Here is a 26181-nt window from a genome sequence, read left to right on the forward strand (position 1 = left end):
GTTGTCACTCGTAGTAGTCGAACGCGTTCTCGGTACGGCGGAACCGGTGGACGGCCCAGAGGGCCGCGGGCTGCTCGGGTGTCAGGCGCACCTGCACGTCGGGACCCTGCCACAGCGAGCGCTGGCCCGACATCAACTCGTGTACCTGATACGTCTCGTCGGGCCGCGCGCCGAGCCATTCCAGGGGCACGTGCAGCAGCGCCTCCTGCGGGGCATAGGGGTCCAGGCTCACCGCCACCAGGACCAGGCTGGTGCGGTCCGGCGTGCGCTTGCCGTAGAAGAGGACGCGGTCGTTGTTCGACGTGAAGAATTGAAGCGTGCCGTACTGGTGCAGTGCGGGATTCGTGCGGCGCGCGGCGTTGAGGCGCGCAATCCAGTCCCGGATGTTGCCGGGCCGGTCCAGGTCCCACGCGACGAGCTGATACTTCTCCGAGTCGGTGTACTCCTCCTTGCCCGGGATGGGACGGCCTTCACACAGCTCGTAGCCGCAGTACATGCCCCAGACGGAGGACAGCGTCCCCGCCAGCGCGGCGCGGAGGCGGAAGGCGCCGGGCCCCGCGTTCTGGAGGAACTCCGGGAGGATGTCCGGCGTGTTGGGCCAGAGGTTGCCGCGGAAGTAGTCGGACACGGGCGGCTGGGTGATTTCCTCCAGGTACTCCTGGAGCTCACCCTTGAAGTTGCGCCACGTGAAGTATGTGTACGACTGGGTGAAGCCCACCTTGGCCAGGGCCTTCATCACCTTGGGGCGGGTGAAGGCCTCGGACAGGAAGAGGACCTGCGGATGGGCCTCCTGCACGCGGCGGATGAGCCAGGCCCAGAACTGCATGGGCTTGGTGTGGGGGTTGTCCACGCGGAAGGTGTTCACCCCCTGCTTCACCCAGTGGAGGACCACGGACTCCAGCTCCGCCCAGAGCGACTCACGAGCGGGGCCCATCCAGTCGAAGTTGACGATGTCCTCGTAGCGCTTGGGCGGATTCTCCGCCGTCTTGATGGTGCCGTCCGGGCGGTGCTGGAACCACTCCGGATGCTCCTTCACGTAGGGGTGGTCCGGTGAGCACTGGAAGGCGAGGTCCAGCGCCACCTCGATGCCGTGGGCCTGGGCCGTCTGCACGAAGTGACGGAAGTCCTCCAACGTCCCCAGCTTGGGGTGCACGGCCTTGTGCCCACCCTCCGAGGCGCCAATGGCCCAGGGGCTGCCCACGTCGTCGGGGCCCGCGGTGAGGCTGTTGTTCTTTCCCTTGCGGGCTGTCCGGCCAATGGGGTGGATGGGCGGCAGGTACACGGTGTCGAAGCCCAGCTCCTGGATGTAGGGCAGCCAGGCCTCCGCATCCCGGAAGGTGGCGTGGGTGACGCCGTCCCGCTTCGCCGAGCGCGGGAAGAACTCATACCAGGCGCTGAAGCGGGCCTTCTCGCGGTCCGCGAAGACTTCCAGCACCTTGTCGTAACGCCGCGCCAGCGTCCGGTCCGGATACGTGGAAGCCACAGTGGCCAGCTCCGGGGCCAGCGCCACGGCGATGAGGTCCGGCGTGGGTGGCTGGCGCAGCCGGGCGCCGGCCTCGCTCAACAGCCGGGCGTCTTCCTCCTGCTTCGCGTCACGGGCCCGCTTCGCGGCGCCCTCCAGCAGCGCGGCGCCTTCCAGCAGCTCGCTGCGCACGTCGCGGCCCGCGTCGACCTTGCGCTTGAGCTCGGAGGTCCAGGTCCGGAAGAGGTCCGGCCACGCTTCAATCGTGTATTCGTAACGACCGTTGTGGCGCAGGGGGAACTCCCCCTCCCAGCGGTCGTTGCCGAGGAAGCGCATGGGCACTTCCACCCAGTCGGTCTGCTGGGACCTGGGCGTCACCTGGCGCCAGCGGATGACGGCGACCAGGACATCATGGCCTTCCTTGAAGACATCCGCCCTGACGGTGCATTGCTCTCCGACGACGCGCTTCACGGCGTGACGACCGGCATCCAGCTCGGGGCTCACTCCCTCGATGAACACGCTTCCGAGTCGTTCAGTCATGGTGGCTGGCGGCCCTTATAGGTCTTGGGTTGTCATGGCCTCGCGGCGATTCGCGCCTGATGTCGATGCTGGACGGCTTCCGTGCCGGCCGCGTTGGCTCGTGAACGTTAAGGATGGGGATGGGCGCTGCCCACCCTGGAAGGCACAGCGCGCCCGGGTGCCCGCCTGCCGATACTTGAGGCTGGGAACTGTCCTTCTGAATGAGCTATCCGGGACGAACATGGCGCCTCCTCCCCCTGCTGAGCCCCGAGCGAGCGACCTGGCGGCGGACCTGACCCTCATCCGGCAGGTGGCCCTGGGCAGCGCCGAGGCGATGCGGGAGGTCTACGCGCGCTGCGGCGGCCGGTCCTTCGCCATTGCGTTGCGGCTGCTCCCGTCTCGCGCGGACGCGGAAGAGGTGCTGCAGGAGACCTTCCTCGAGGTCTGGCGCCGCGCGCGCGAGTTCGACCCGAGCCGCGGCGGCCTGGAGTCGTGGGTGACGACCATCGCGCGAACGCGCGCCATCGACCGGCTGCGCACGCTGGGGGCGGCGGCGCGCGTCGTCGAGGGCGCGGCGCATCAGGGGCCTCCCGTCAGCGCGGTACCCACGGCGCCGGATGAAGCAGCCGGGCAGGGCGAATCGCGCATCCGGGTGTGGGCGGCCTTGGCCCAGCTTCCTCCGGAGCAGCGCGAGGTGGTGGAGCTGGCCTACTTCGAGGGCCTTTCGCAGCGCGAGATTGCGGAGCGCACCGGTGACCCGCTGGGGACGGTGAAGACACGCGCGCGGCTGGCGCTGGAGAAGCTGGGGGGCCTGCTCGACGTGCTCCGTCCGTCGGGGTAGCGGGGGCCGGGTCCCCTGGCTGGCCGGCGGCCTCGGCGGGCTCCGTTCCAGCGCTTAAGGTTCGCTCAAGCTTTGCCGTCCAGAACGGGGTGGTGCCCGCAGCGGTGGGCACGTCACCGACTGGAACGGAGGCTCTGGATGTAAAGCGATGTCATGACGCGCCGGCGGGTCCTCAAGGGCATGGGCGTGGCGCTGGCGACCCTGCCGCTCGCGCGCCTGGTGATGGCTTGCGGTGAGGGGACCGAGCCGAGCAATGGTGCCGATTCCGGGACGGGGGCCACGGCATGGGCCACCGGCGGCACCGCCGCGATGACCCTGGCGGCCTCCTATCCGGACCCGTTCGCTTCGGGCATCGGCACTGCCTGCGCCCTGACCTGTGAGGCAACGCTGGGGCCGTGCTACGCCAGCGACTTCTGCACCTCCGGCGACGCCGAGGCCCGCGCGGCGCGGTGGTTTCGAGGCGTGCAGACGACGGATGCCAACGGCCGGGTGAACTTCGACACGTGCTTCCCGGGTTGGTACAGCAGCCGGACCATCCACATCTTTCCCCCTGGTTGGGTCACTGCGCGGGCCCGGGTAACTGGCCTTCGCCCGCGGTGACGCGCACGAGCTGCTTGCCCAGGTTGCGGCCTTCGAACAGACCTCGCAGGGCCGAGGGCGCCTGCTCCAGCCCCTCGGCGACGGACTCGGCGCAGTGGAGCACGCCCTGGGCCTCCCAGGCGGCCAGCTCGCGGAATGCCTCGGGGAAGCGGGAGACGTAGTCGAGGAAGATGAAGCCCTCCATCCGTGCTCGCTTGAAGCCGAGCTGCATGTAGTTGCGCGGAGCGGTGCCGTAGTCGCCGTCCTTGTAGCCCGAGGACACGCTGCCAGAGAGCACCACCCGCGCGCCCCGGGCGAGGTGGTCCAGCGCGGCTTCCAGGATGGGGCCGCCCACGTTGTCGAAGACCACGTCGACCCCCCGCGGCGCGAGGGCCCGGAGTCGCGTCCGGAGGTCTTCGGACTTGTAGTCGATGCAGGCATGGAAGCGCGCGGCGCGGGTGACCCATTCGGCCTTGTGTGGGCCGCCTGCGATACCAATGACACGGCAGCCCCGGAGCCGGGCCACCTGGCCAGCGATGGAGCCCACGCTGCCGGCGGCGGCCGAGACGAGGACCGTCTCTCCCGGCGCGATGCGGCCGACATCGGTCATGCCGAAGTATGCGGTCAGCCCGCTCGCGCCGAAGAGGTTCAGCATCGCCCGCGGCGAGACACCGTCCGGCACCTTGTTGAAGCCGAAGAGGCCCGAGTCGCCAGCCAGGACATAGTCCTGCCAGCCGGTGAGCCCGGCCACCCAGTCCCCAACCGCCAGCCGCTCCGAGCGGGAGGCGACGACCTGTCCCACGCCGGCACCACGCATCACCTCGCCGAGCGCGACGGGGTGGATGTACGTCGCGTTCGCGTTGAGCCAGGTGCGCTGAGTGGGCTCGATGGCGAGCCAGGTGACGCGAACCAGCGCCTCGCCGGGACCTGGAGTGGGCACGGGGCCCTCGCGCCATTCGAAGCACTCGTCCGACACCGCATCGTGGGGACGGGCTTTCAACACCCACTGCCGATTGATGCGAGTGCTCATGGCGTCTCCTTTCCGAACGCGGGCGCCGCCAGGCGGCGGGCGTGGTTCCGGAGATCGTCCGGCCATGGCCGGGTCCACTTGTTGAACCGCGTGCGGTCTCCGGCATACAGCGCGCGGGCGGCTTCCTCGTAGCCGGGCAGGTTTCCGGCCATCGTGGTCATGAAGCGGTCCGCGGCGGCCTGCGCCTGGCGGCGGCGGTCGGTATCGCCACTGCTCGCGCGCGCTGCCTCCACCAGCTTACGCAACGCCACGGAGGCTCCGCCCGGCTGTGCGGCCAGCCACTCCCAGTGCCGGGGAAGCAGCGTCACCTCGCGCGCCACCACCCCCAGCTTCGGCCTGCCAGGGCCCCGATGCCCCGTGTCACCCTCCGCCAGAGCAGGCGCGGGCTGAAGGCGGGCCAGGAGCTCCTCCGTGGAGCCACGCAGGTGGAAGTCCACCGTCCGGCCCGTGGTGTCGTCAAAGAGCAACAGCGGCGCGGACTCCCCGGTGTCGAGCGCACGGCGGGCCGCGAGGACGACCTCCGCGGGAGGGCCGGAGGCAAGCAGGCGCTGTCCGGCGAAGGCGGTCCAGGTGGTCGAAGTCATGGTCATCTCCGGCGTCGCGGGAGCGCGAGGCGCCAGATATTACCCGGGTGAAATCCATGGTCAATTACATCCGGATAGAATGCCGATGTGGGACGGGCGGGTGGGCGTCGTCGTGGCGCCACGCCGCCGCCAATCGGCTGCCCGTCGAGCCCAGGGGCGATGACCGCGTGCTGCGTTTGGGAGGGCGCGCCTATCGCCGCGCGGACACGAGCAGCATCATTGGCCGCTCCCGCTCCTCGGCCAGCTCGGGCTGGGCGGCGAGGAGCTCATCGGTGGGCCCCCATTCGTCGACATGCCGAAGGGTGAAGCCTGTGCCCATCAAGGTGTTCAGCAAGGTGCCCAGCGTCCGGTGGTACTTGATGACGCCCTGGGCGAGCCAGTCCGTCGTGCGAGGCCCCTCGACCTGGTAGCCGTTGATGGGCCAGGTCTTCTGGCCCCGCTCGTCCACGTGCCAGCCGGGATGGGACGGGGCCATGTAGATGGGGTGCTCGATGGAGAAGACCAGGGCGCCGCCCGGTACCAGGGTGTCATGCACCTTCGCGAGCAGGGCTGGCAGGTCTTCGATGTAGTGGAACGCGAGTGAGCTGTAGACGAGGTCGTAGCTGGCTCGCGGTAGCTCGACCGTCTCCAGGTCGGCCTGGGTGTAGGCGATGCCGCCGGCCGGTGTCAGCTGACGGGCCCGTTCCAGCATCCGCGCCGACACGTCGAGCCCGTCGACTTGCCGCGCCCCTTGCTCCTGGGCCCACCGGCAGAACCAGCCGTAGCCGCAGCCGAGGTCGAGGACTCGGAGGCCGCGCAGCGCAGGCAACATCGCCCGCAACGCGGGCCATTCCGGCGCGCCCGCCAGCCCTTCCATGGAGCGCCGCAGCCGGCTGTAGCCCTCGAAGAAACCTGGATCGTCGTAGATGTTCTGCGCCATCCGGACTTCTGAGCACCCTTGGGCTGAATCCGCAACGGAGCAGTCCTCCCAGATTGCGCCCGAGACGGTGGGCGCCTACCGGCTCTTCTTCCGCTCGGTCTTCGGCGCCGTGCGGGCATCGCCGTGGCCGGCCACCACGAGCCCGAGTGTCTGCACGTAGTTCACCGCGGCCTCCACGGGGATGCGCGTCGCCTTCGCGCGGTTGCGCGTCGGGTCGATGAATACGCCCTGGGCGCTCCCGAAGTCCGTCTTCGTGAGCGTGCAGCCACGGAAGTTGCTGCCGGTGATGTCCGATTCGCTGAAGTCCGCCTCGGACAGGTCCGTGTCGATGAAGTTCATCTCCAGCGCCGTGCAGCGCAGGAACACCGTCTTGCGCAGGCTGAGCCCCGCGAAGGTGCAGTAGCGCAGGTTCGACCCCTCGAAGGTGAGCTCGGGAAAGGTGCCCACGTCGGTCCAATCGATGCCCATCAGCTTGGAGCTCTCGAACCGCACGCCGCGCAGCGAGGTGTCCGTGAACCTCGACCGGGTCAGGTCGCAGCCGGTGAAGACGCATTCCTCCAGCCGGGCGCGCCCCCAATGGCTCTCCTGGAAGGTGCAGTTGCGGAAGGTGCACCGGAAGAACTCCTTCCCCCGGAGGTCGGCTTCCTGGAGGTTCAGGTCGGCGAAGGTCTCGTCTTCGAAGGCGGCTTCGGTCTGGAGGCGTGGTGCGGACATGATGTGCCCGCCACTAACGCCAGGACGCCCGCGCGGGCCAAGCCATTTCGCACGGCCTATCCGTAGCGCACGGTGAAGGCGGCCAGGATTGGTCCCGCCAGACGCGCATTACCGGGCTGGCTGGGACCGCCTTCGGGGAGCTGGGTGAGGAGCGTCTCGAGCGCGGGCTTCATCTCCTCGAAGGCGGCGGTGGCCGCCGCGGCGTTGTCGAAGAAGCGGTGGTAGAGCAGCCAGCCTGTCACCGAGCAGGTGATGGCATGGAAGGAGCGGGTGTCGTCCTGCTCGTAGGTGAGGCGCAGCCGACCCTGGAAGTCCTCATCCCGGGTGATGGTGCCACCTTGCGTGCCCATCCAGCCCAGGGAGCTTCCGCCTTCATACGGCTTCCACACCGCGTCTTCCGAGCTTCCCACCACCCACCTCTTGAAAGGAATCCGCGCGGCATCATCTGCGGACCGGGGCAGGGGAGCCAGGACTCCGGGCCCCGGCTTGCGTCCCACGGCGAACGCGGATTCAGACACGCGGAGGTAGGGAAGAGGAGGACGTCGCCACCCATGGAACAATCAGCGCGGGACCGGTTTGTGCCCGGAAGGGCAACGTCCTAACCTGCCATGTCCATGAAGGCGATCCTCGTCTCCCTGTTCCTGTTGGGCTCCACGCCGGAAGGCGCTGCTCCGGCGATTCCCCCCGAGGCGCTCGCGGCGCCGCCGGTGGCCGATGAGTCCCCCACTGCGTGGTCCTGCACCGTCGACACACTGCGCGCGGGGAAGGAGTGCGTGTTCGAGGCGGACCTCTCCGCCGGAGCGCCCAGCGATTCGCAGGACACGTCCAACAAGAAGCTGCTCCAGGACGTGGGCCGCGCGCTGTGCTCGGAGGCCGTGGGCAACATCCGCGAAGGTCGCCCGGACGCGACATTGGTCTCGCTGTGTGAGCGCCGCTACATCACCGCCGTGGACCAGTGCGGCCTGGACGGCACGTCGTTCGTGGTGGACTCGAAGGGCCGGTTCGCGCCCGAGGCGCGTTCCTGCTACCGGGCGCTGGCCAACGTCCTCCAGGAAGTGCAGTTCATGGCCACGGTGGCGTCGCCGTGCTGCGAGTGTGCCGCCCGCGCGAACTGCCCCGGCACCGCGGACCGGTGCTACGCGGAAGTCTCGCAGCAGGCCACCGCGCCGCAGACGCAGGCCTGCCTCAGCGACCGGTGCGCGGATGCGTGCGCTGTCGTGCTGCCGCTGCCGCGCTCGGGCAACCCGCCGTCACCCACCGTCCAGAAGCGCAGCAGCTCCGTCAGCCCTGGCTCCGCCTCTCTCTAGGAGTTCCGCACCATGCGCCGTCCTTCCTGGATGCTCTCCACCGGAGCCCTGCTGGGCTCCCTCGCCGCGGGGTGCAGCGCCTCGCATTCGCATGTGACGTGGTCGGAGGAGCCGCCCCCCGAGCAGGAGATGTCCTTCGCGGCCCGGCCGCCCCCGCCGCCGCCCGCGCCCAGCCCCACGGCCGACCCCAAGGGCTTCGCCGCGCGCTATCCCAACCCGGCCGTGTGTGAGGCCGCCGCGCGGAGGCTCCAGGGGGCTTCTCGGGACGAGGCCTGGGATGGCTTGAAGGCCTGTGTCGAGCACATGCCCTTCACGCAGCTCAACGCGCTGCTGGGGCGCGCCTGGGCCCAGGACCTGAGCATGCGTGCGGAGGGCGCGAAGCTGATTGCCCGCGTGGTGGCCCAGCGCGGCGGCAGCGTCACCGGCGAGCTGCGCTACCTGCAGGAGAAGCAGATTCCCATCTTCTCCCTGGCCTCGGCCATGGACCGGCCGGACACGTACAAGGGGCGCTATGTGCTGCTGCGCGCGCAGGTCGCGGACCAGCGCTCGGAGGGTGAGCGCCCCACGGTGTGGCTGGTGGAGCATGCCCTCAGCTCCGTGCAGACGGAGGAGGCCGTGGGCTACGGCGAGCGCACCGACTCCGCCAGCGTGTACTCGGGCGACCTGTCCGGGCAGTCGGTGCTCACGGGGCCGGGGCAGCTGGGCGGAACGGTGAACACGTACCAGCGTTCGGGCCGCACCACGACGCGGCGCTTCGTGGAGAACATCTCCGACGAGACGGGCCGCGAGGCGCTCGGGCGCCTGACGCAGGCCGACCCGTTCCTGGAGACCCGCCGCGACTACGTCATCCTCGCGCGCTTCGACGGCGTGCGGCTGACGTCAGGGGGCGCGGAGACGGACGACGAGGCGCCGCGCATCCCGGTGCTGACCATCGTCAGCTACCACGCGCCGCAGGCGCTCGTCGTCTACTGAGCCTTCGCGGCAGAAAAAACGAGGCGTCGGGAAACTCGCCCCGACGCCTCGCTATGGGGACCGACCCCGCGCCAATCCCCATAAAACCTTGCTGTGGGCGCGCGTTACTGCTGCGTGGCGCCGGTGACGGTGAAGTGGTGCGTCACCTCGCGGCCCGAGCCCAGGTCCACCGGCACCGGGCCGTTCGGCGACGTGGTCGCGCTGACGAAGGCGGGGGCCACGACCTCCAGGGTGAAGCGGCCCGGGAAGAGGAACTTGAAGGTCGCCTCGTAGACGCCGTCGCCGTTCTCGTCGGTCAGGGCCAGCCGCTCGATGCTGCCCGCCTCGTTGGTCATCGCCACGTGGAAGTCGCCGAGCGTCACCTGGTGGCCGTCCACCTCCGGCAGCTCCACGGAGGACTCCTTGTCCACCGTCACCTGGATGCTGCCGGACGCGGTCACCTCGGCGGCCTTGATGACGGGGCTCATCACCCAGCGGCCGGAGTTGCCCGCCTCCTTGCCGAAGCTCTGCCCCACATCGAAGTCGACGAGCAGCACCTTCTGCTCACCCTCGATGGTGAGCCGCTCGGAGAACTTCACCTTCAGCCCGGAGGCGCCGTAGCTGGGCATGTGGAGACGCCCGCCGACGGACGTGCCCTCGGGCAGCTCGGCGTAGTCGTCCGACGATGCGAACACCGTGGTCGAACCGTCCTCGTTCGCCACCTCGATGTAGCCGCCGGTGATGACGAAGCGAAGCTCGGAGTAGTCGCCCTGGGGAACCACGGCCTCGGACACCAGCTCGGACGTCGAGTTGGCCAGGTCCAGCAGGCTCACGGTGACGGGCGTGTCGCGCAGCACCACGCGGCCACCGTCGCCTTCGCCATTGCCACCCTGAAGGTAGATTTCCGAGATGGTCACAACGGCGGTCTGGATGTCGTCACCGGGAGCATCCGTCAGCAGGACGGACACCTTGCCGTCGCCGCCGCCGCAGGCGAGGAGCGGAAACAGGGCGACGGGGAACAGGGCGAGCAGCAGCGTGCGCAATCGCGAGAAGTTGGCCATGGTCGACACGTCACGGGACAGGACCCGGCGACATGCCGGGCCATTTCGACCAGGAATGACCCGGCCGGTGTCCGCCCGGCCACGCCCACATGTTCGCCGTGGCACGCAGACACGGGGGACGTGCCCCCTGTGCCGCTCAGCCCACCTGGCCGCCTGGCGCGCAGACACGGGGCACGCGGCCCCCCTGTGCTGCTCAGGCGGAGGTCGTGTCCAGTCCGTGCTTGCGCAGCAGCTTGCGCAGGTAGACGCGATCGATGCCGGCCTCGCGGGCGGCGCGCGACACGTTGCCTTCGCAGCGGTCGATGAGCGCGCGAAGGTAGTCGCGCTCGAAGCCGTCGATGATGCGGTCCTTCGCTTCCTTGAACGGCATGTCCAGGGAGATGGGCCGCGTGCTCTCCGGGTCGTCCGCAGGCGGGGGCAGGGTGGTGGGGTCCTCGGCGGGCGCGGGCACGTCCGGAATGTCCGGCAGGGCCTCGTCGCCCAGGTTCACCACCCGGTCCACCACGTTGCGCAGCTCGCGCACGTTGCCGGGCCAGGGGTACTGCGCGAGCAGTGCGCGCGTCTGATCCGACAGCGCGCTGGGCGGACGCCCCATCCGCGTCAACACGGTGTCGACGAGCAACGGAATGTCCTCGGGGCGCTCACGCAGCGGCGGCAGCCCCACGCGCAACACCGCGAGCCGGTGGAACAGGTCCCCGCGGAAGCGCCCTGCCTGGACGGCGCCCTCCAGGTCCTGGTGCGTGGCCGCGACGACGCGGACGTCCACCGTCCGATAGTCGTTGGCGCCCACGCGCTTCACCTGCCGGCGCTCCAGCGCGCGCAGGAGGCGGGGCTGTACCTCCAGCGGCAGCTCGCCCACCTCGTCCAGGAACAGGGTTCCGCCGTGCGCGCGCTCGAAGGCCCCCGCGCGGTCCGAGTGCGCCCCGGTGAAGGCGCCCTTCACGTGCCCGAACAGCTCGCTCTCCAGCAGGGACGGCGCGATGCCCGCCAGGTCGGCGATGACGAAGGGCCCCTTGGCGCGCGGACTGTGCATGTGGATGGCCTCCGCGCAGAGCTCCTTGCCGGTGCCCGTTTCGCCCTGGATGAGGACGTCCGACTCGCCCGCGGAGAGGCGCTCCAGCAGCGTGAAGAGCTCCCGCATGCGGTGGCTGTTGCCCACCAGCGAGCCGAATGCGCTGCGCGCGGACAGGGGGCGCGCGCGGGGGCGCTCACTTTCCGGCACCAGCTTCAGCTCGGTGGTGCCCAGCTTCAGCACGGCGCCGGTGCGGACCTCCAGCTCCTGGAAGCGCATGCCCTCGCAGTACGAGCCATTGCGCGAGCCCGGGTCCACCGCCCGGACGCCGGCCTCGCTCACGTCCAGGAGGAGGTGCAGGCGCGACACGGCGCGGTCCGCCAGGAGGATGTCCACGTCCCGGCCCGAGCCCACGCGGTAGCGCCCCGGCATCAGCGGCCAGTCGCGTCCGGTGTCCGGCCCCGATACGACCACCAACCGCGTGCGCACACGCTGGACGCGAACGGCCGGCAGCGCATCGGTGCGGACCAGCTCGTCGTTTCCTTCCTCGTCTCCCAGACTCGCCACGGCGCGGACAATAACACAGCCATCATGCGGGGTTGGGCGCTGCATTCCCCGGTTATGCGGTAAAGTTCGCAAGGGGGTGCCACCCACGATGACGCATGCGCCGCGAGAGCGATTCGGCCGGTATGAGCTGCAGGAGCGGGTGGGCCATGGTGGCATGGCGGAGACGTGGCGCGCCCGGCTCCGAGGGGCCGCGGGCGTCACCAAGCCGGTGCTCATCAAGAAGGTGCTGCCGGAGTACGCCAACGACGAGGCCTTCGTGTCGATGTTCATCAGCGAGGCGCGCATCTCCGCCACGCTGTCGCACGGCGCGATTGCCCAGGTCTTCGACTTCGGGAAGGTGGACGGCCAGTACTTCCTGGCGATGGAGCTGGTGGACGGACAGCCCCTCCACCGCGTGCTGAAGCGGGCGCTGCGCTCCGGCTTCCACTGCCTGCCGGTGCCCTCCGCCGTCTACATCGCCATGGAGATGTGCCGTGGGCTCCATTATGCCCATACGCGCGGCGACGAGCGTGGTGAGCCGCTGGGCATCGTCCACCGGGACATCTCTCCCGACAACGTCCTCATCAGCTACGAGGGACAGGTCAAGATCGTCGACTTCGGCATCGCCAAGGCGCGCTCCCTGCGCAGCTACGACACCGAGCCCGGCGTGGTGAAGGGCAAGTACCTGTTCTTCTCGCCGGAGCAGGCTCGGGGCGAGGCGGTGGACGCCCGGACCGACGTCTGGGCCACCGGCGTGGTGCTGTACCAGCTGGTGTGTGGCCGGCTCCCGGTGGAGGGGCAGGTGCACACGGTGTTGCGCCGGCTGAACAACGGGCGGCCACTGCCGACGCCCCGGGAGTTGCGGCCCGACGTGCCCGTGGCGCTGGACGCCATCCTCCAGCAAGCGCTCGCGATGAAGAAGGAGGAGCGCTTCGAGTCCGCCCACGCCTTCGGCGACGCCCTGGCCGGGTTCCTCTACTCGTCCACGCCGCGCTTCTCCCCCATGTCCGTGGCGTACCTGCTTCGCGAGCTGTACCGGCAGGAGATGGAGGCTCTGGGCCTCGACACCAAGGTGCCGGCGTCGTTCATCGAGGAGGTGTCCATCTGGCGGCAGGCACCGGCGCTTCCGGCGCCCACCGTGCACGGTGTTCCCGCCCTGGAGCCCGAGTTCCGGTCCGAGGCATCAACGCCGGAGGATGAGGAGGAGGACGAGGCCGCCTCGCGCGTCACCCGCGTCACCCGGCTGGGTCTGCTCGCGGAAGGGAGCCGTGCCGCCCAGTGGGTGACGGGCGTCGGCCTGATGCTGGCCGCGGTGTTGGCCGCGGTCGCGGTGACATGGGTGGTCTCCGACTTGATGGCCGCCGCGCGCGAGGAGCGCCGCGAGTCCGGTCCTCCCGCCGCGGTGAGAATCGTCGCGCCCGCCCCGGCCGCCGTGGCGCAGGCTCCCAAAGCCGCGCCCGCGCAGCCACCACCTTCCGACGACACGCAGGCGGATGAGGAGGTGTCCGAGGTTTCCGACGAGGCGGCGCCGGCCGCGCCCGTGCGCGCCAACGCCGGGCGCCCTGCGTCGACGGTGCGGGCCACCCAACCGGCGTCCGGGGTGGGCACGGGCGCCCGGGGCCAGACGCGGCTCGCCCACGGCACGCCGTTGGCCGAGGGGGACGTTGCATCCGCGTCACATTCCCTCCAGGCGGGCCCCGCCTCCCGGGTGCTCGCGTCGGCGCGAGCCTTCCAGCGCAAGGGGAAGTACGCGGAGGCACGCAACGCCGCCCGCGAGTGTGCCCGGCTCGAGCCGGCCAATGCCGAGTGCTACCTGCTGCTGGGCGCCGTGGAGGTCAAACTCGGAAGAATCCAGCAGGGCGCCCGGCACTATCACCGCTTCCTGGAGCTGGCCCCGTCGGACCACCCCCTGGCCAGCACCGTCCTGCGCATCCTCGAGGAATTCGAGGCGCGCTAGGCCCACTCCGCGCAGTGCGTCCAGAATTCGACGCGTCGAGTCATCCGCCCCCAAGCCGGGGGCTTGGAAAAGCGAGCGCCCCTCCCGTAGAAGGGGGCTCACATGACGCACTTCCGCCTCGCTCGACTCCTGACGCTCCCAGCGCTGCTGACGGCCGCCGCCTGTGGAGAGTCTGACAACATCCCTGTTCGGACCTGCGACGTGACATTGACCTACGCACCGCAGCAGTCGGTCGCGGGCCCCGTGCAGGTCACTGGAGAGTGGACCAACTTCGCCGCGCTGGCGCAGCCGATGACGGACCGGGGCGATGGCGTCTACACGCTGCGCCTGGAGGGGCTCGAGCCCCGCGACTACGGCTACCGGTTCGTGGTGGGCAACAAGCAGCAGTTGGATCCGGAGAATCCGTACTCGCGCTGGGTCCGCTCGGAGGAGTACTCGCGGCTCACCGTGCCGGACTGCCGCCAGCCCGTGCTGGAGCTGCAGCGCTTCGCGGTGACGCCCGAGGGCACGCTGGACGTCGAGGTCGCGTACCTCGACGGCACCGACCGCGCGGGCCCGGCGAGCGAGGGCGTGGCGCTGTCGCTGGACGGCGTGGCGCGGCCGGACGCGTACGACGCCTCCACGGGCCGCTTCGTGCTGCACCTGGAAGGGCTGGAGCAGGGCAAGCACCACGTGAAGGTGGTGGCGCGCGACAGCACGGGCCGCGAGGCGGCGCCGCTCTACCTGCCGTTCTGGGTGGAGCCGGAGAAGTTCCGCTGGGACTCCGGGCTGATGTACTTCGCCTTCACCGACCGCTTCCACAACGCCCGGCCGGAGAACGACGGGCCGGTGGCGGACGTGGACCCCATCGCCAACTACCTGGGCGGCGACTTCGCGGGTATCACCCAGAAGCTGGAGGAGGGGTACTTCGACGCGCTGGGCATCCGCACGCTGTGGATCTCCCCCGTGGACCAGAACCCGGAGGGCCGCTTCATCGGCACCGGCGGCAAGTACTACACCGGCTATCACGGCTACTGGCCGTCGAAGCCCCGCGAGACGCAGCACCGCTTCGGCTCGCTGGAGGAGCTGCGCGCGCTCACGGCCGCCGCGCACAAGCGGGGCATCCGCGTCATCGCCGACCTGGTGCTCAACCACGTCCACCAGGAGCACCCCTACTGGACGGAGCACGGACAGGACGGCTGGTTCAACACCGCCGCGAGCTGCGTGTGCGGCACCCAGGACTGTGACTGGGAGGCCCAGCGCCTCATCTGCAAGTTCACGGACTACCTGCCGGACTTCAACTGGCGCTCGTCGGACTTCGTGGACCAGTTCGCCGCGGACACGCTCTGGTGGCTGGAGCAGGCGGACTTCGATGGCTTCCGCCTGGACGCGGTGAAGCACATGGAGCAGGTGGCCGGGCGCACCATCCGCGGGAAGCTGAAGGAAATCACCGCGATGACCGGCACCGAGTTCTACCTGGTGGGCGAGACCTTCGTCGGCGCGGACGGGCGCTCGCAGATTGCGCGCTACATCAGCCCGCGCGAGCTGGACGGCCAGTTCGACTTCCCCCTGTACTGGCCGGTGCGCGAGGCCTTCGCGGATGGGCAGGGCCTGCAGCGCGTGGATGACGCCGTTCGCGCGAACGAGGTGTTCTACGCGCCGGGCACGCTCAACTCGCCGTTCCTGGGCAACCACGACGTGGCGCGGTTCATGTCGCAGGCCTCGGGCCAGCTCCAGGGCGAGGGGAGCGACCCCTGGAGCCCCAACCGGCCGGCGCCGGTGGTGACGGACCCGGCCGCCTTCGAGAAGGCGAAGTACGGGTTCGCCTTCGTGCTGACCCAGCCGGGCGTGCCGCTGGTGTACTACGGGGACGAGGTGGGCCTGCCGGGCGCGGGAGACCCGGACAACCGCCGCCTGATGCGCTTCGGTGAGGCGCTGTCGCCGCTGGAGGCGGACCTGCTCGCCTTCGTGCAGAAGCTGGGGCAGGCGCGCGTGGCGCACGCGGCGCTTCAGTCCGGCGCGCGGCGCACGCTGCGCGTGGAGAACGACCTCTACGTGTTCCAGCGCGATCTGCCGGACGGGCGGGGTGCCGTGGTGGCCATCAACCGCGGCGACGTGGAGCGCTCGCTGGTGGTGGAGTTGATGGGAGGCCTGGCCGCCAGCACGGACGTCTACGAGGACATCTTCACGGGGCAGCCACTTCAGCTCGCCGGCACGGAGACGGTCCTGGCGGTCCCGGCGCGCGGCGTCGCGGTCTACGTGCCCAGGCAGGAATGAAGCATGGGGATGTGCCGGTGGAGGGGTGGGCCGTCCCCTTCCGCCGGTGCATCCCGCTCAGGGTTGAGGGGCCGCCTGCTCGCCCTTGCCGTGCCGGTAGAAGAGCACGAGGGTGTAGCAGTGGAATTCGTTGTCGGACGACTGACAAACGACCCGGTCGACAATCTCCAGGTCGGAGTTGCTCTTCAGCCACCGGGTGACGTTCTCACCCAGCTCCTCGCGCTCCTTCGCCTTGGTGGCGGAGAAGACCTTCACGCCCGTGAACATCGCCTGCCACTCCTTGTGCGGTGCTGATTCAGGACAATAGGAGGTTATCGCACGCGCCATTCCGGGGTGTCAAAAACCCGGCTTCCCTGCCGCAAGGCGGTTGATCGTCCGCGCCTGGGGGTTTTCAGCCTCCCGCGCGTGCCTATGTTGCTCGGGTCGCACCTGATTGCGGTGGGGCGCTCGTGGCAGGGGGCCGCGAGTGGTGGCGGAGTGGGGAAGGGGGAAGGCCCGTGGACATGAAGACGAAGAAGGATCTGGCCGTAGACTTCATCAACACCATCCGGACGATGGAGCCCTCCGCGCTGAATGCGCTCATCGTCAAGGAAGCAGGTGAAGAGCTGGCCCAGTTCTTCCTGAACTACAGTGCGAATCTCATCTCCAAGGACCCGTCCCGGGTGCTGGAGAACACGTCCTCGCTGATGCTGATGGGGTACCTCATCCGCACCTACGAGGAGAAGAACACCCAGGCCAACCAGGGCGCCTTCCAGTCGTACGCCTTCGCCTGAGCCGCCGGCGGGGCGTTGCAGGCTCGACAGGCCTCGGGGGAGCCTGTTAGGGAGCAGCGCCCATGCTCATTGACCTGCACGCCCATTCCCACCTGTCCAAGGGTTGCGAGCTGGACCCTCGCGCCGTGCTGGAGCGGGCCGCACTGTTCGGCCTGGACGGGGTGGCCTTCACCGAAACGAATACCCAGGACGGCTGCGACGAGCTCTTCGAGATTGGCGCGAAGTCGAAGCTGAAGGTCTTCGTCGGGTTGGAGCTGCTGACCGACCGCGGTCAGTACCTGTGCTTCTTTCCGAAGCCCGAGCTGGCGCCCGAGCCGGTGCAGATGTGGGGCAGCAACCGCGAGAAGCCGTGGAGCGCCGCCGAGTGCCTCCCCAAGGTGAAGGCCCTGGGGGCCGCCATCGTCGCCGCGCGGCCGTACGACCGGGACTCGCAGCATCCCGCCATGGACTTCATCCGCTCCCTGGGCGTGCTGAGCGCCGTGGAGGGCTACAACGCCCGGGTGAAGCAGACGTCCAATGACCTGGCGGTGGAGGCCGCGGCGGCCATGAAGCTCCCCTGCGTGGGAGGCAGTGACGCCCGGGGCTCGCTCGACGAGGTGGGGCGCGGCGCCACGCTGTTCAAGCGGCCAGTGCAGACGCAGGCCGAGCTGGTGGCGGAGCTGCTGAAGGGAGAGTTCTGGCCGGTGATGGCCGGAGACCTGCCCCGGCTCACCCGCCCCGGTGAGGCCCAGGCGGCCCGCAAGTCCGGCGGCCGCGGCGGTGGTGGCAAGCGCCGCCGCCGCTAGCCGTTACCCCGATAGGGACGGCGGGCGGCTCAGGGGACGAGCTGGGCGCCACTCTCTTCGGCGCGCGCGAGCCGGCCATCCGTGATGAAGACCCGGCGGCGGCCGCCAGGGTACGTCCACTCTTCGTGCCGGGTGGTGCCCTCCAGCGAGCGCCGCACCGTCTCGGGCGGACCCCAGGCCATGCGCACCGCGTCCGCCGTCATGTTGACCACCAGCCGCTTCGCGCGCACCGCCTCGAGCACCGCGGGCGGCAGGGCGTCCAGCGTGGGCTTCAGGTCCCGGGCGGAGAGGTATTTCTCCAGCTCGGTGCGGAAGTCCTCGGGGCGCTCCAGGTTGGGCGGCAGCACCAGGATGAGCGGCGGGGCGGAGGGCGGCGCGCCTTCCTCGGCCAGGTACACCCAGGGCCAGTTGCGGGGGCTGTAGAGGACGCGCTCGGTGATGACCCAGGACGTGGGGAACTCCACCTTGGTGATGCGCAGCTTCGTCCCGGCGGGCAGCACGCGCTCCACGGCGCCGGGATTGATGGGCTTTCCCTTCGTATCGTCGAGCAGCTGCACGTCCTCGGGCGCGTAGGGCGTCAGCAGGCGCTTGGAGGCGTCGCCGAACAGGGGCGTGACGTTGCTGGAGATGCGGAGGTACTGCTCCGACTCGGGGCCCGAGAGGGCCTGGTTCAGCGACGTCCGCGCCTCGGGCGGCATGCGGGTCTGCGACGCGCAGCCAGCGCCGAGCGCGGCCAGCAGGAGGACGGGCAGGAAGGAGCTTCGAAGTGGGGCGAGCGGCATGGCACCTCCGCGGAGACAGGTCGCGGTAGGTGTCCTGATTAGCTCACCGGGCCGGCTGCGTCAGCGGGAACGGGGCCCGCGCCTCGCGGTTTGCCGCCGCGGCACCCGCGCTGGGGCGGGCAGATGGGACCTCGGCCATGCGGGTCCGCGACGAGCAGGAAACGACCGAGCCCACGGGTGTCCGTCAGCTCCGGGTGGCCACACAGCGCGCAGTGACGGGGAGGACGCTTGGAGGGGGGGAAGGGCACGGGACGTGAGTGTGCGTCGCTCCCATGCCCAGAGCGAATTTTCGGCTCCCCGCCCCCCCCAGCGCGGCCTACTTCTTGTCGCCGGATGCCGCGGCGGCCGGGGCCGGAGCGGGCGTGCTGGCCGCGGACGACGTGCTGGACGAAGACGCGGAGGACGAGCCGCTGCTGCTCGACGAGGAGCTGCCGTCCTTCTTCGTGGAGCTGTACAGGTCGGAGTACCAGCCTCCGCCCTTGAGGACGAAGCTCGAGCGGCTGACGACCTTGGACAGCGACCCCTCGGCGCCGCACGCGCTGCACGTGGCGGGGGCGGGGTCGGAGACCTTCTGCAGCACGTCGATCATCTTTCCACAGCTCTGGCAGGAGTACTCGTAGATGGGCATGGTTCTCAGTGCCTCGTCAGGGTGGTGATTCAGCGGGAGGCGGCCAGGAGCTGCTTGCGCAGTCCTTCCGCCAGGCCCAGTCGCTCGAAGGCGCGGTAGACGAGCTCGGAGGGGGCGCCGTGCTTGCGGCCAACGACGTCCGCCAGTCCGTGCAGGTCCTCGGCATCGGGCAGGGCGTCACCGACCAGCCGCTCCAGTTCCTTGCGGAGCGTGTCGGCGAACTTCTTCTGGATGCCCAGGTCGGTCAGGTACTTCTCGCGCCCGAGCAGATCCAGCCGGTGGGTCAGGTGCGGGGTGGCCAGCGCCTCGCGGCGGAAGCGCTCGCGCAGGGCCTCCACGTCCTCCGTCAGCTTCAGCACCGAGACGAGCCGCTGCAGCTCGGACGGACTCAGCCCCAGCGCCCAGGCCACGCGGCCGGTGGCGCCCCGCTGGGCGGTGTAGCCGTCCAGCACCATGCGGCGCTCCTTCTCGACCAGGGCCTCCAGCAGCCCGTGGTCGCGGAGCACGTTCTCCAGGTCCACCAGGGTCAGCTCGCCCCGGGCGCCGTTGAATTGCTGGGACAGGTTTCGCAGCATCGCGAAGCGGTGCTCGTTGGCCTCCAGGGCCGCCTCCACGGTGGGCTTGCCGGACAGTCGCGTCAGCTCCATGAACGACGCGCGCGGCGCCTCCACGCGGGTGAAGCGGCCACGGGGGCGTGGCAGGTCCCTGCGGGGGAAGGCGGGCTCCTCGGCGAAGTCGGCGGGCCCCGAGGTGGTCTCCTCGGTCGGGGCGCGCTTGCGCGGGGCGATGCGCTCCTTGACGGTGGCCTCCAGCTCGTCCCTGGACGCCTTGCCGCCCTTCTTCCCGGCGGACGCGTCCGTCGCGGGGGCGGGGGGCGGGGCAAAGGTGAGCGGCTCGGCGGGCGCGGGCGCCGGGGGCGGCGCCTTCTGCTCGCGCACGTGGGCCAGCTCCCGGGCCACTTCGTAGAAGCCGCAGGCCTGCCGCTGGGCGGCCATCGAGGGCTGGGTTCCGTTGAGGATGTCGATGACGGCGAAGGGCCCCAGGGGCGACGCCTCGGGTTCGGCGTCCGTCAGGGCGCGGACGCGGAAGTCATCCGCCTCGGTCAGGAGGGCGAGGGCCTCGCGGACCTCGGGTGCCGGAGCGGGCGCCTTCGCGCGCCGGCAGAAGTCCGAGACGGCAACCGCCACGGGGGTGGGGACGTCATCGGGCTGCCGTCTTCTCTGCCAGGGACTGTTCATGAAAGTAGCGGAAAAATGCTCGTTTACGAGGGCGGATGCCTCTATCTTCGCCAACAGACGGGTGTCAATGAGCCAGTCCGGGTCCAATCTAAACAGCCTACGGCGAGTGCAAGTCGTGAGGACGAGCGGGCAGGAGGGGAGGCGCCCCCTGTGGCCGCGTCCCGGACGTTGCGGCGAGAGAGGGACGGGAGTATCAGGCCCGCCCCGTTCGGAGACCAACACTTGCCGGTGACGCTTTCTTCTCCGGCGGGGTGTCTCTGGTGGGAAATGGCCGGGTCGCAGCGGCTCCCCGGATTGGTTACAACACGAGCGGAGGGTGGGGCAGCGGCGGGCCTCCCCAACAGCGCCGGATGCAGGCGCGGAGCCGCGGCGACATTGAAGGATTCGACATGAGCAACAGCCACAGCCACCACCACGACGACCGCGACAAGGACGAGGTGCTTGCTCGCTACATGGCCCAGCACGGGCTGAAGAGTACGCGGCAGCGCAGCCTCATCATCGACACGTTCTTCGCGGTGGGAGGCCACCTGTCGGTGGAGGAGCTGTGGAACAAGGTGCGCGAGCAGGATACCAAGGTGTCCGTCGCCACCGTGTACCGGACCATGAAGCTGCTCAGCGAGTGCGGCCTGGCCCACGCGCGCAACTTCGGCGACGGGCAGACGCGCTACGAGGCGGCGGCGGGCCGCGACCACCACGACCACCTGGTGTGCACCCGCTGCGGCACCATCATCGAGTTCGAGAACGAGCGCATCGAGGCGCTCCAGGACGCGGTGGCCCGCCGGCACGGCTTCAAGGTGACGTCCCACAAGATGGAGCTGTACGGGCTGTGCCGCGACTGCCAGCGGGGCGGTGCCATCACCTCGGAGGCGTGACGGTCATGTCCCGCGCGCTGCGACGGGCCGCCCTGGTGGCACTGGTGGTGGTGCTGGCCGGCTGCCGGGGCACACGCCCCGTGGATGCGGGTCATGCCTTCCTGAACGCGCTGAACCTGCCGTCCGTGGGGCCCACGCCGCACGACGTGCGCGCGCTGGACGGCAAGGTGGTGCTCGTCTCGTTCTTCGCCACGTGGTGTTTTCCCTGTCTGGCGGAGATGCCGACCCTGGAGGCCCTCCAGAAGGACTACGGGCCCCGCGGGTTCCAGGTGGTGGCGGTGGGCATGGACCTGGAAGGGGAGAAGGTCCTGGCGCCCTTCGCGGAGCACTACGCGCTGCGCTACCCGGTGCTCGTCGCCGACACCGCGATGATCGAGGGACACAGCGCGTTCGGCACCATCCAGGGGCTGCCCACCACCGTGCTGCTGGACCGCCGCGGGCGCGCCGTGGCGGGGTGGCACGGGGTGGAGTCGCACGCCGACATGGCCAAGGCCGTGGAGAAGCTGCTCGCCCAGACGCCCTGAGGTCGCGGCGTTGCTACAGGCCTGGAGCGGAAATCTTGCGAGGCAGGGGGCCACTGGTACGGTCCTCCGCGCTCATGACGGCGAGGCGAAAGTTCCTGGTGGTGGCGGTGGGGGTGGCTGCGGCCCTGAGCCTGGTGTCCGTCGTGGACGCGAAGGGCTTCCGCCGCTACCTCTCGCTGCGCCAGGACGTGGAGTCGGTGCAGGCGCGCAACCGCTCCCTGGCCGCCCAGAACGAGGCCCTGCGCAGCGAGATTGCCGCTTTGCGCAAGGACCCGGCCGCGTTGGAGCGCGCCGTGCGTGAGGAGCTTGGCTACGTGAAGCCAGGCGAGATCGTCTTCCACCTGGAGTCCCCATGACGTCGCTGCCCGAGTTTCCGTCTCCCGGAAGGTTGCTGCGTCTCGCGGTCCGTTCCATCCCCGCCGCGGCGGCGCTCGCCACGTTCATCCACCTGGCGCGCGGCGGCTTCCGCGGTCTGCACACGCTGGGGTGGACGGAGGCGGCCCTGGTGGGCTTCCTGCTGGTGGGCATCGCGGTGGCCGCCTGGCGCCGGGCCATGCGCGGCGCGGTGGGCGCCGTCATCGACCTGCGCGACGACCTGGAACTGGGCGGGGCGCTCATCTCCGCGGCCTTCGTCGTGGTGGCCATTGGCGGTGGAGACCTGTTCCCCATCGTCTACCTGCTGATGGCGTTCCTGGTGGCCTTCCTGCCGCGCAACGCGGGCCTCACGCTGCTGGGCGTGGCGCTGGTGTTCGACGCGCTGGTGACGCTGGGCGGGCCGGTGCCCAACCCGGCGGGCTACCTGACGCACGTGGCCTTCCTGGCCCTGTTCTCCGGCCTCTACCACCTGGTGCTGGCCACGCGGATCGCCGCGGCGCGCAAGGCGGAGAGCGACGCGGTGCAGAAGCGCATCCGCGAGGTGGAGGAGCGGGCCCGCACCTTCCGGCTGGTGTCCTCCGGCACGCAGGACAGCTTCAGCGGGATGAGCTCGGACGAGAAGTGGCTGGTGGCCTCGGTGAAGGAAATCGAGGGCGCCGTGCAGGCCGCGCTGGAGATCGCCGAGACGGGCCTGCGCACGTACACCTGCGCCGCGTTCCTGCTCACCTCGGATGACCGGAGCCTCAAGCTGTATGACTGCCGCTCCGGCTCCGAGCGCGTGCAGCGCGAGCGCTTCAACGCGGGCGAGGGCATCATCGGCGGCGTGCTCAAGCGCCGCGCGCCGGTGCGGATGAACTCGCCTCACGGGCTCAAGGGCGTGACGCACTACGAGAGCGGCGGCCCCACGGTGCAGGCGCTGCTCGCGGTCCCCATCCTGGAGGCCAGCGGCCTGGTGCGCGGCGTGCTGGTGGCGGACCGGCTGGCGAACGAGCCCTTCAGCGACCAGGACGAGAAGCTGCTCACCACCATCGCCGGCGAGGTGCTGCGCTCCATCGAGGTGGAGCGGGTGATGAGCTACATCCGCAAGACGCGCGACGAGAAGGACCGCTTCTTCCGCGCCATCGAGGAGCTCAACCGCGCGGGCAGCCCGGACCAGGTGTTCGTGGCGGTGCTGGAGAGCACCCGGCAGCTCGCGGGCCTGGACTTCTGCGCGGTGACGCTGGTGTCCGAGGTCGAGGGCAAGCGCATGCACCGCGTGGTGCGCATGTCCGGCGTGACGGCGCAGGGCCAGGCGCTGTCCGGCCAGAGCTTCGAGGACAACAACGGGCTGGTGGCCAACGTGGTCCGCTACGGGGCGCCGCTGCCGGGCCGCGACATCAAGGCCATGGACCGGCAGATCATCTTCGACGACGAGACGCAGATTCGCGGCCTGGGCGCGCTGAAGATCTTCCCGCTGGTGGCGGGTGACCGCATCCTGGGCACGCTGGTGGCGGGCTCGCGGAAGAAGGCGGCCTTCGAGCAGGACGTGCTGCGGATGATCGAGGTCATCGCCATCCAGGCGGCGCAGGCGGTGCTCCGCGCGCAGCTCTACGAGCAGATGGAGCGCATGGCCACCACGGACGGGCTCACCGGCCTGTACAACCACCGCACCTTCCAGGCGAAGGCGGATGAGGTCCTGGCCCAGTCGCGGCGCTATCAGCGCAAGTTCTCGGTCATCCTCACCGACGTGGACCACTTCAAGAGCGTCAACGACACCTACGGCCACCCGACGGGAGACGCGGTGCTCAAGGGCGTGGCCCGCATCATCAAGTCGATGGCGCGCGACACGGACATCGTCGCCCGCTACGGCGGCGAGGAGTTCGTCATCATCATGCCGGAGACGGACGCCAAGGGCGCCTTCACCATCTCCGAGCGCATCCGCGAGGCCGTGAAGGCGGAGACGTTCCAGACGGAGATGGGGCCGCTGAAGATCACCATGTCGCTGGGCATCGCCACCTTCCCCGACAGCGCCATGGAGAAGCAGCAGCTCATCGACCTGGCCGACCAGTGCCTCTACTACTCGAAGCGCAACGGCCGGAACCAGTCCGTCACCGTGGCCATCATGCAGGGCGGCCGGAAGCTCCAGGCGGCGAACGCGTCCTGAGCGCTCGAAGGGGGCCGCCCGTGACGCGCGGCCCCCTGGCGCTTCAGCGGCCTACAGCGAGCGCAGGAACGCCAGCAGCGCGTTGCGGTCCGCGCTGTTCATGTTGGCGAAGTTGTTTCGCGCCGCCTGGGCCTCGCCGCCGTGCCAGAGGATGGCCTCGGTGAGGTTGCGCGCGCGGCCGTCGTGCAGGTAGGCCTCGCCGCCGCTCACGCCCGCCGTCAGGCCGATGCCCCACAGCGGCGCCGTGCGCCACTCCGCGCCGGTGGCCTGGCCGTCCGGCAGGTTGTCCGCCAGCCCCGCGCCCATGTCGTGCAGCAGCAGGTCCGTGTAGGGGCGGATGGTCTGGCTGCGCAGCTCCGCGTGCGGGTGGTAGGCGCTGGTGGTCAGCGTGGCCGTGTGGCACCGGGCGCAGCCGGCGTTGTTGAACAGCGTCTCACCGCGCAGCGCCGTGGCGTCGCTCAGGTTGCGGCGCGCCGGCACGCCCAGCAGGGAAATGTAGCGCGTGAGCTTGTCCAGGTCCGTGTTGTTCAGCTCGTTGCTGGTGCCCGAGCAGCCCTGCTGCGAGGGGCCGCAGTCCAGCGACGGGTACACGGAGGTGGTGACGCCGATGTCGCTGTTGAGGGCCTCGGCCACCTGCTGGCGCACCGACGCGGTGCTGGCCTTCCAGCCGAAGCGGCCCAGGCGCGTCACGCCCGTCAGCGGGTCGCGCACCTGGTGCGCCCGGCCGGAGATGCCGTCGCCGTTGCTGTCAGTGGGGTCCGCCAGCGCGAGGATGGCCGACTCGGGGACGGCCTCCAGCAGGCCCATGCCCACCAGCTGCGGGGTGATGCGGGCGGAGAAGTTCGTGGGCGTGTTGTTGAGGAAGCTGTAGTTGGGCTTGCGCAGCTCGTACCGCGTGCCGTCGGCGAAGGTGCCGCTGGTGTACGTCCAGTTGGCGATGCGGGCCTCGCCCTCGGGCGTGCCGCTGGTGCGGCGGGGCTGCAGGCGGAAGCCCAGGAACGGGTCCGCGGCGCCGTTGGCCTGGCCCACCTTCACCACGTACTTCGTGAGCGTGGTGTTGGTGGCGGGGGGCAGGGCGCGGCCATTCTGCACGTGGCAGGCGACGCAGGACGGGGCGACGTAGTTGGGGCCCAGCTTCCCCTGGTGCTGCGTGAGGGCGGGGTTGCCCGGCTCGGAGTGGCTGCCGTCTCCGAAGTGCGTGTGGTGGATGCGGCGGCCCTCGACGAAGGGTTGCGCGCTCACCGGCGCCAGGTTGTTCGCCATCTGGAGGAAGCGGTTGTCGGGCTCGTTGGACTGCGGCGAGCTCAGCGTGGTGCGGCCGCCGAGCCACCCCGCCTCGGGCATGGGGATGGAGTCACGGATGGCGCCCGTCACGTCGAAGGGAACCACGCCGCCGGAGCCGACCATGTAGAGGTACGTGGTGGAGTAGTAGTTGAAGCGGCCTTCCACCGGCTGTCGAAGGAAGACGCCGACTTCGAGCTCCATGCGGTCGCCCACGCGGATGGCGCGGCCTTCCTTGGCGTTGTAGTTGACGCTGGCGGTGTAGAGGTAGTCGTTGACCGCGGTGAACTGGGCGTTGTGGAAGTACTCCGCCACCGTGTTGAGGCCGCGGAAGAAGGCGCGGAAGTCCGGGCGGTCGTAGGGGTAGATGGTGTGCAGGTTCACCGTGATGCGGCTGCCGCCCTTGGCGACCTCGTCGATGATCTCGATGTGGTGCGTGCGGTGCTGGAAGTAGAGGGACAGGTAGTGGTCATAGGCCTGGAACATGTCCTCGCGCGCGTGGCGGTCGCGGACGCGGTCGCCCACGCGGGTGATGATGGCCGTGGCCGTCTCCTGCACCGTGGAGGGCTCCAGCGGCGTGGTGCTGTTGTAGAGCGGAACGATGGGGCCCGTGGGCGTCCCCGCGTCGACGGGCGGCGGCGTGCCTGCGTCGGTGCCCGCGTCCGGCGGGGGAGGCGGCGGGTTCGTGCCAGAGTGCGTGTAGCGCGTCCACGCGGTATCCCGCGCACAGTTGCAGGGCACGTCCCAGTACGTGAATGAGTAGTCGATGGTGTCGCCCGCGGACAGGCCCGTCACCGTGTATTGGTTCCGGCCGTTGACGATGGCCATCCGATAGTTGAGCTGCCCCTGGTTGTTGCGGACGTAGTGGATGTCCGCCCACGCGGTGGTGTCGACGTAGAAGACGGCGGACGAGCCCGAAGGCGTGACTCCGTAGGTGGCTGCGAACGCGTCGCCCACCAAGAGGGTTGCGACCAGTACGACAACGGCCATTCCAGTTGCTCTGTTGCGCATCGTTGTCCTCTCCAAGCGATCCACTCCGGGC

General features: G+C 70.0%; 25 protein-coding genes. 12 read left to right on the top strand and 13 right to left on the bottom strand.

Going from position 1 to position 26181, the window contains the following annotated elements; genetic code table 11:
* Positions 1-4: 4 nt before the first annotated feature.
* A complete protein-coding gene (locus tag VZL07_RS34120; RefSeq protein WP_426752117.1) occupies positions 5-2002 on the bottom strand; it encodes an alpha-1,4-glucan--maltose-1-phosphate maltosyltransferase in 1998 nt (665 codons plus the stop codon).
* A 220-nt stretch (positions 2003-2222) separates the two neighbouring features.
* On the opposite strand from VZL07_RS34120, the gene VZL07_RS34125 reads away from it, so the two are divergent.
* The gene (locus VZL07_RS34125; protein WP_426752118.1) at positions 2223-2822 is read left to right on the top strand and encodes a sigma-70 family RNA polymerase sigma factor; all 600 of its coding nucleotides are present in this window, start codon (positions 2223-2225) and stop codon (positions 2820-2822) included.
* Positions 2823-2975: 153 nt separating this feature from the next.
* Positions 2976-3422 (top strand): hypothetical protein, encoded by a 447-nt coding sequence (locus VZL07_RS34130; RefSeq protein WP_426752119.1) that lies wholly within the window; start codon positions 2976-2978, stop codon positions 3420-3422.
* Here VZL07_RS34130 and VZL07_RS34135 read toward each other — a convergent pair.
* The 5 genes from VZL07_RS34135 to VZL07_RS34155 form a co-directional block, all read right to left on the bottom strand.
* Positions 3382-4431: an NADP-dependent oxidoreductase gene (locus VZL07_RS34135; RefSeq protein WP_426752120.1), complete on the bottom strand. Its 1050-nt coding sequence runs from the start codon at positions 4429-4431 to the stop codon at positions 3382-3384. The two genes, VZL07_RS34130 and VZL07_RS34135, sit on opposite strands and share 41 nt — an antisense overlap.
* On the bottom strand, positions 4428-5015 hold the full coding sequence (locus VZL07_RS34140; protein ID WP_426752121.1) for a DUF2239 family protein: 588 nt from the start codon (positions 5013-5015) through the stop codon (positions 4428-4430). Before VZL07_RS34140 ends, VZL07_RS34135 begins: the two co-directional genes overlap by 4 nt.
* Before the next feature lie 190 nt (positions 5016-5205).
* On the bottom strand, positions 5206-5934 hold the full coding sequence (locus tag VZL07_RS34145; protein ID WP_426752122.1) for a class I SAM-dependent methyltransferase: 729 nt from the start codon (positions 5932-5934) through the stop codon (positions 5206-5208).
* A 75-nt stretch (positions 5935-6009) separates the two neighbouring features.
* A complete protein-coding gene (locus tag VZL07_RS34150; protein WP_426752123.1) occupies positions 6010-6648 on the bottom strand; it encodes a pentapeptide repeat-containing protein in 639 nt (212 codons plus the stop codon).
* A gap of 56 nt (positions 6649-6704) precedes the next feature.
* Positions 6705-7058, bottom strand: a complete 354-nt coding sequence (locus VZL07_RS34155; RefSeq protein ID WP_426752124.1) for a hypothetical protein — start codon at positions 7056-7058, stop codon at positions 6705-6707.
* Between the two features lie 198 nt (positions 7059-7256).
* On the opposite strand from VZL07_RS34155, the gene VZL07_RS34160 reads away from it, so the two are divergent.
* Positions 7257-7955 carry a hypothetical protein gene (locus VZL07_RS34160; RefSeq protein WP_426752125.1) on the top strand — a complete coding sequence of 233 codons (699 nt, stop codon included), beginning with the start codon at positions 7257-7259 and terminating at the stop codon, positions 7953-7955.
* A 12-nt stretch (positions 7956-7967) separates the two neighbouring features.
* On the top strand, positions 7968-8927 hold the full coding sequence (locus VZL07_RS34165) for a hypothetical protein (protein ID WP_426752126.1): 960 nt from the start codon (positions 7968-7970) through the stop codon (positions 8925-8927).
* Positions 8928-9031: 104 nt separating this feature from the next.
* Here the strand turns inward: VZL07_RS34165 and VZL07_RS34170 are convergent, their stop codons facing one another.
* Both VZL07_RS34170 and VZL07_RS34175 read right to left on the bottom strand, forming a co-directional pair.
* Complete coding sequence (locus VZL07_RS34170) at positions 9032-9967, bottom strand: DUF4382 domain-containing protein (RefSeq protein WP_426752127.1); 936 nt, start codon at positions 9965-9967, stop codon at positions 9032-9034.
* Positions 9968-10160: 193 nt separating this feature from the next.
* A complete protein-coding gene (locus VZL07_RS34175) occupies positions 10161-11546 on the bottom strand; it encodes a sigma 54-interacting transcriptional regulator (protein ID WP_426752128.1) in 1386 nt (461 codons plus the stop codon).
* An 88-nt stretch (positions 11547-11634) separates the two neighbouring features.
* Between VZL07_RS34175 and VZL07_RS34180 the strand changes: the two genes are divergently transcribed.
* The gene (locus VZL07_RS34180) at positions 11635-13482 is read left to right on the top strand and encodes a protein kinase domain-containing protein (RefSeq protein WP_426752129.1); all 1848 of its coding nucleotides are present in this window, start codon (positions 11635-11637) and stop codon (positions 13480-13482) included.
* A gap of 102 nt (positions 13483-13584) precedes the next feature.
* Positions 13585-15738 carry an alpha-amylase family glycosyl hydrolase gene (locus tag VZL07_RS34185; RefSeq protein ID WP_426752130.1) on the top strand — a complete coding sequence of 718 codons (2154 nt, stop codon included), beginning with the start codon at positions 13585-13587 and terminating at the stop codon, positions 15736-15738.
* 57 nt (positions 15739-15795) lie between these two features.
* Here the strand turns inward: VZL07_RS34185 and VZL07_RS34190 are convergent, their stop codons facing one another.
* Positions 15796-16005, bottom strand: a complete 210-nt coding sequence (locus VZL07_RS34190) for a hypothetical protein (protein WP_426752131.1) — start codon at positions 16003-16005, stop codon at positions 15796-15798.
* 230 nt (positions 16006-16235) lie between these two features.
* Between VZL07_RS34190 and VZL07_RS34195 the strand changes: the two genes are divergently transcribed.
* Entirely contained in the window at positions 16236-16511 is a 276-nt protein-coding gene (locus VZL07_RS34195; RefSeq protein WP_191265997.1) for a hypothetical protein, read from the top strand.
* 62 nt (positions 16512-16573) lie between these two features.
* Positions 16574-17296 carry a PHP-associated domain-containing protein gene (locus VZL07_RS34200; RefSeq protein WP_426752132.1) on the top strand — a complete coding sequence of 241 codons (723 nt, stop codon included), beginning with the start codon at positions 16574-16576 and terminating at the stop codon, positions 17294-17296.
* A 29-nt stretch (positions 17297-17325) separates the two neighbouring features.
* On the opposite strand, the gene VZL07_RS34205 is transcribed toward VZL07_RS34200, so the two are convergent.
* From VZL07_RS34205 to VZL07_RS34215, 3 genes are all read right to left on the bottom strand, one after another.
* The gene (locus VZL07_RS34205; RefSeq protein ID WP_426752133.1) at positions 17326-18078 is read right to left on the bottom strand and encodes a hypothetical protein; all 753 of its coding nucleotides are present in this window, start codon (positions 18076-18078) and stop codon (positions 17326-17328) included.
* A gap of 316 nt (positions 18079-18394) precedes the next feature.
* Positions 18395-18706 carry an FmdB family zinc ribbon protein gene (locus tag VZL07_RS34210; RefSeq protein ID WP_426752134.1) on the bottom strand — a complete coding sequence of 104 codons (312 nt, stop codon included), beginning with the start codon at positions 18704-18706 and terminating at the stop codon, positions 18395-18397.
* 29 nt (positions 18707-18735) lie between these two features.
* The gene (locus tag VZL07_RS34215) at positions 18736-19893 is read right to left on the bottom strand and encodes a hypothetical protein (RefSeq protein WP_426752135.1); all 1158 of its coding nucleotides are present in this window, start codon (positions 19891-19893) and stop codon (positions 18736-18738) included.
* 440 nt (positions 19894-20333) lie between these two features.
* Between VZL07_RS34215 and VZL07_RS34220 the strand changes: the two genes are divergently transcribed.
* The 4 genes from VZL07_RS34220 to VZL07_RS34235 all read left to right on the top strand — a co-directional run bounded on the left by VZL07_RS34220 (position 20334) and on the right by VZL07_RS34235 (position 23858).
* Positions 20334-20816 (top strand): Fur family transcriptional regulator, encoded by a 483-nt coding sequence (locus tag VZL07_RS34220; protein ID WP_426752136.1) that lies wholly within the window; start codon positions 20334-20336, stop codon positions 20814-20816.
* A gap of 5 nt (positions 20817-20821) precedes the next feature.
* On the top strand, positions 20822-21340 hold the full coding sequence (locus tag VZL07_RS34225) for a TlpA family protein disulfide reductase (protein WP_426752137.1): 519 nt from the start codon (positions 20822-20824) through the stop codon (positions 21338-21340).
* A 74-nt stretch (positions 21341-21414) separates the two neighbouring features.
* Positions 21415-21696 (top strand): FtsB family cell division protein, encoded by a 282-nt coding sequence (locus VZL07_RS34230; RefSeq protein ID WP_013940332.1) that lies wholly within the window; start codon positions 21415-21417, stop codon positions 21694-21696.
* Positions 21693-23858 (top strand): diguanylate cyclase, encoded by a 2166-nt coding sequence (locus VZL07_RS34235; protein WP_426752138.1) that lies wholly within the window; start codon positions 21693-21695, stop codon positions 23856-23858. Before VZL07_RS34230 ends, VZL07_RS34235 begins: the two co-directional genes overlap by 4 nt.
* A 51-nt stretch (positions 23859-23909) precedes the next feature.
* On the opposite strand, the gene VZL07_RS34240 is transcribed toward VZL07_RS34235, so the two are convergent.
* Positions 23910-26150: a di-heme oxidoredictase family protein gene (locus tag VZL07_RS34240; RefSeq protein ID WP_426752139.1), complete on the bottom strand. Its 2241-nt coding sequence runs from the start codon at positions 26148-26150 to the stop codon at positions 23910-23912.
* Positions 26151-26181: the final 31 nt, after the last annotated feature.

Origin of the sequence: Pseudomyxococcus flavus (genome assembly GCF_050038885.1) — a bacterium.
Classification (GTDB): Bacteria; Myxococcota; Myxococcia; order Myxococcales; family Myxococcaceae; genus Myxococcus; species Myxococcus flavus.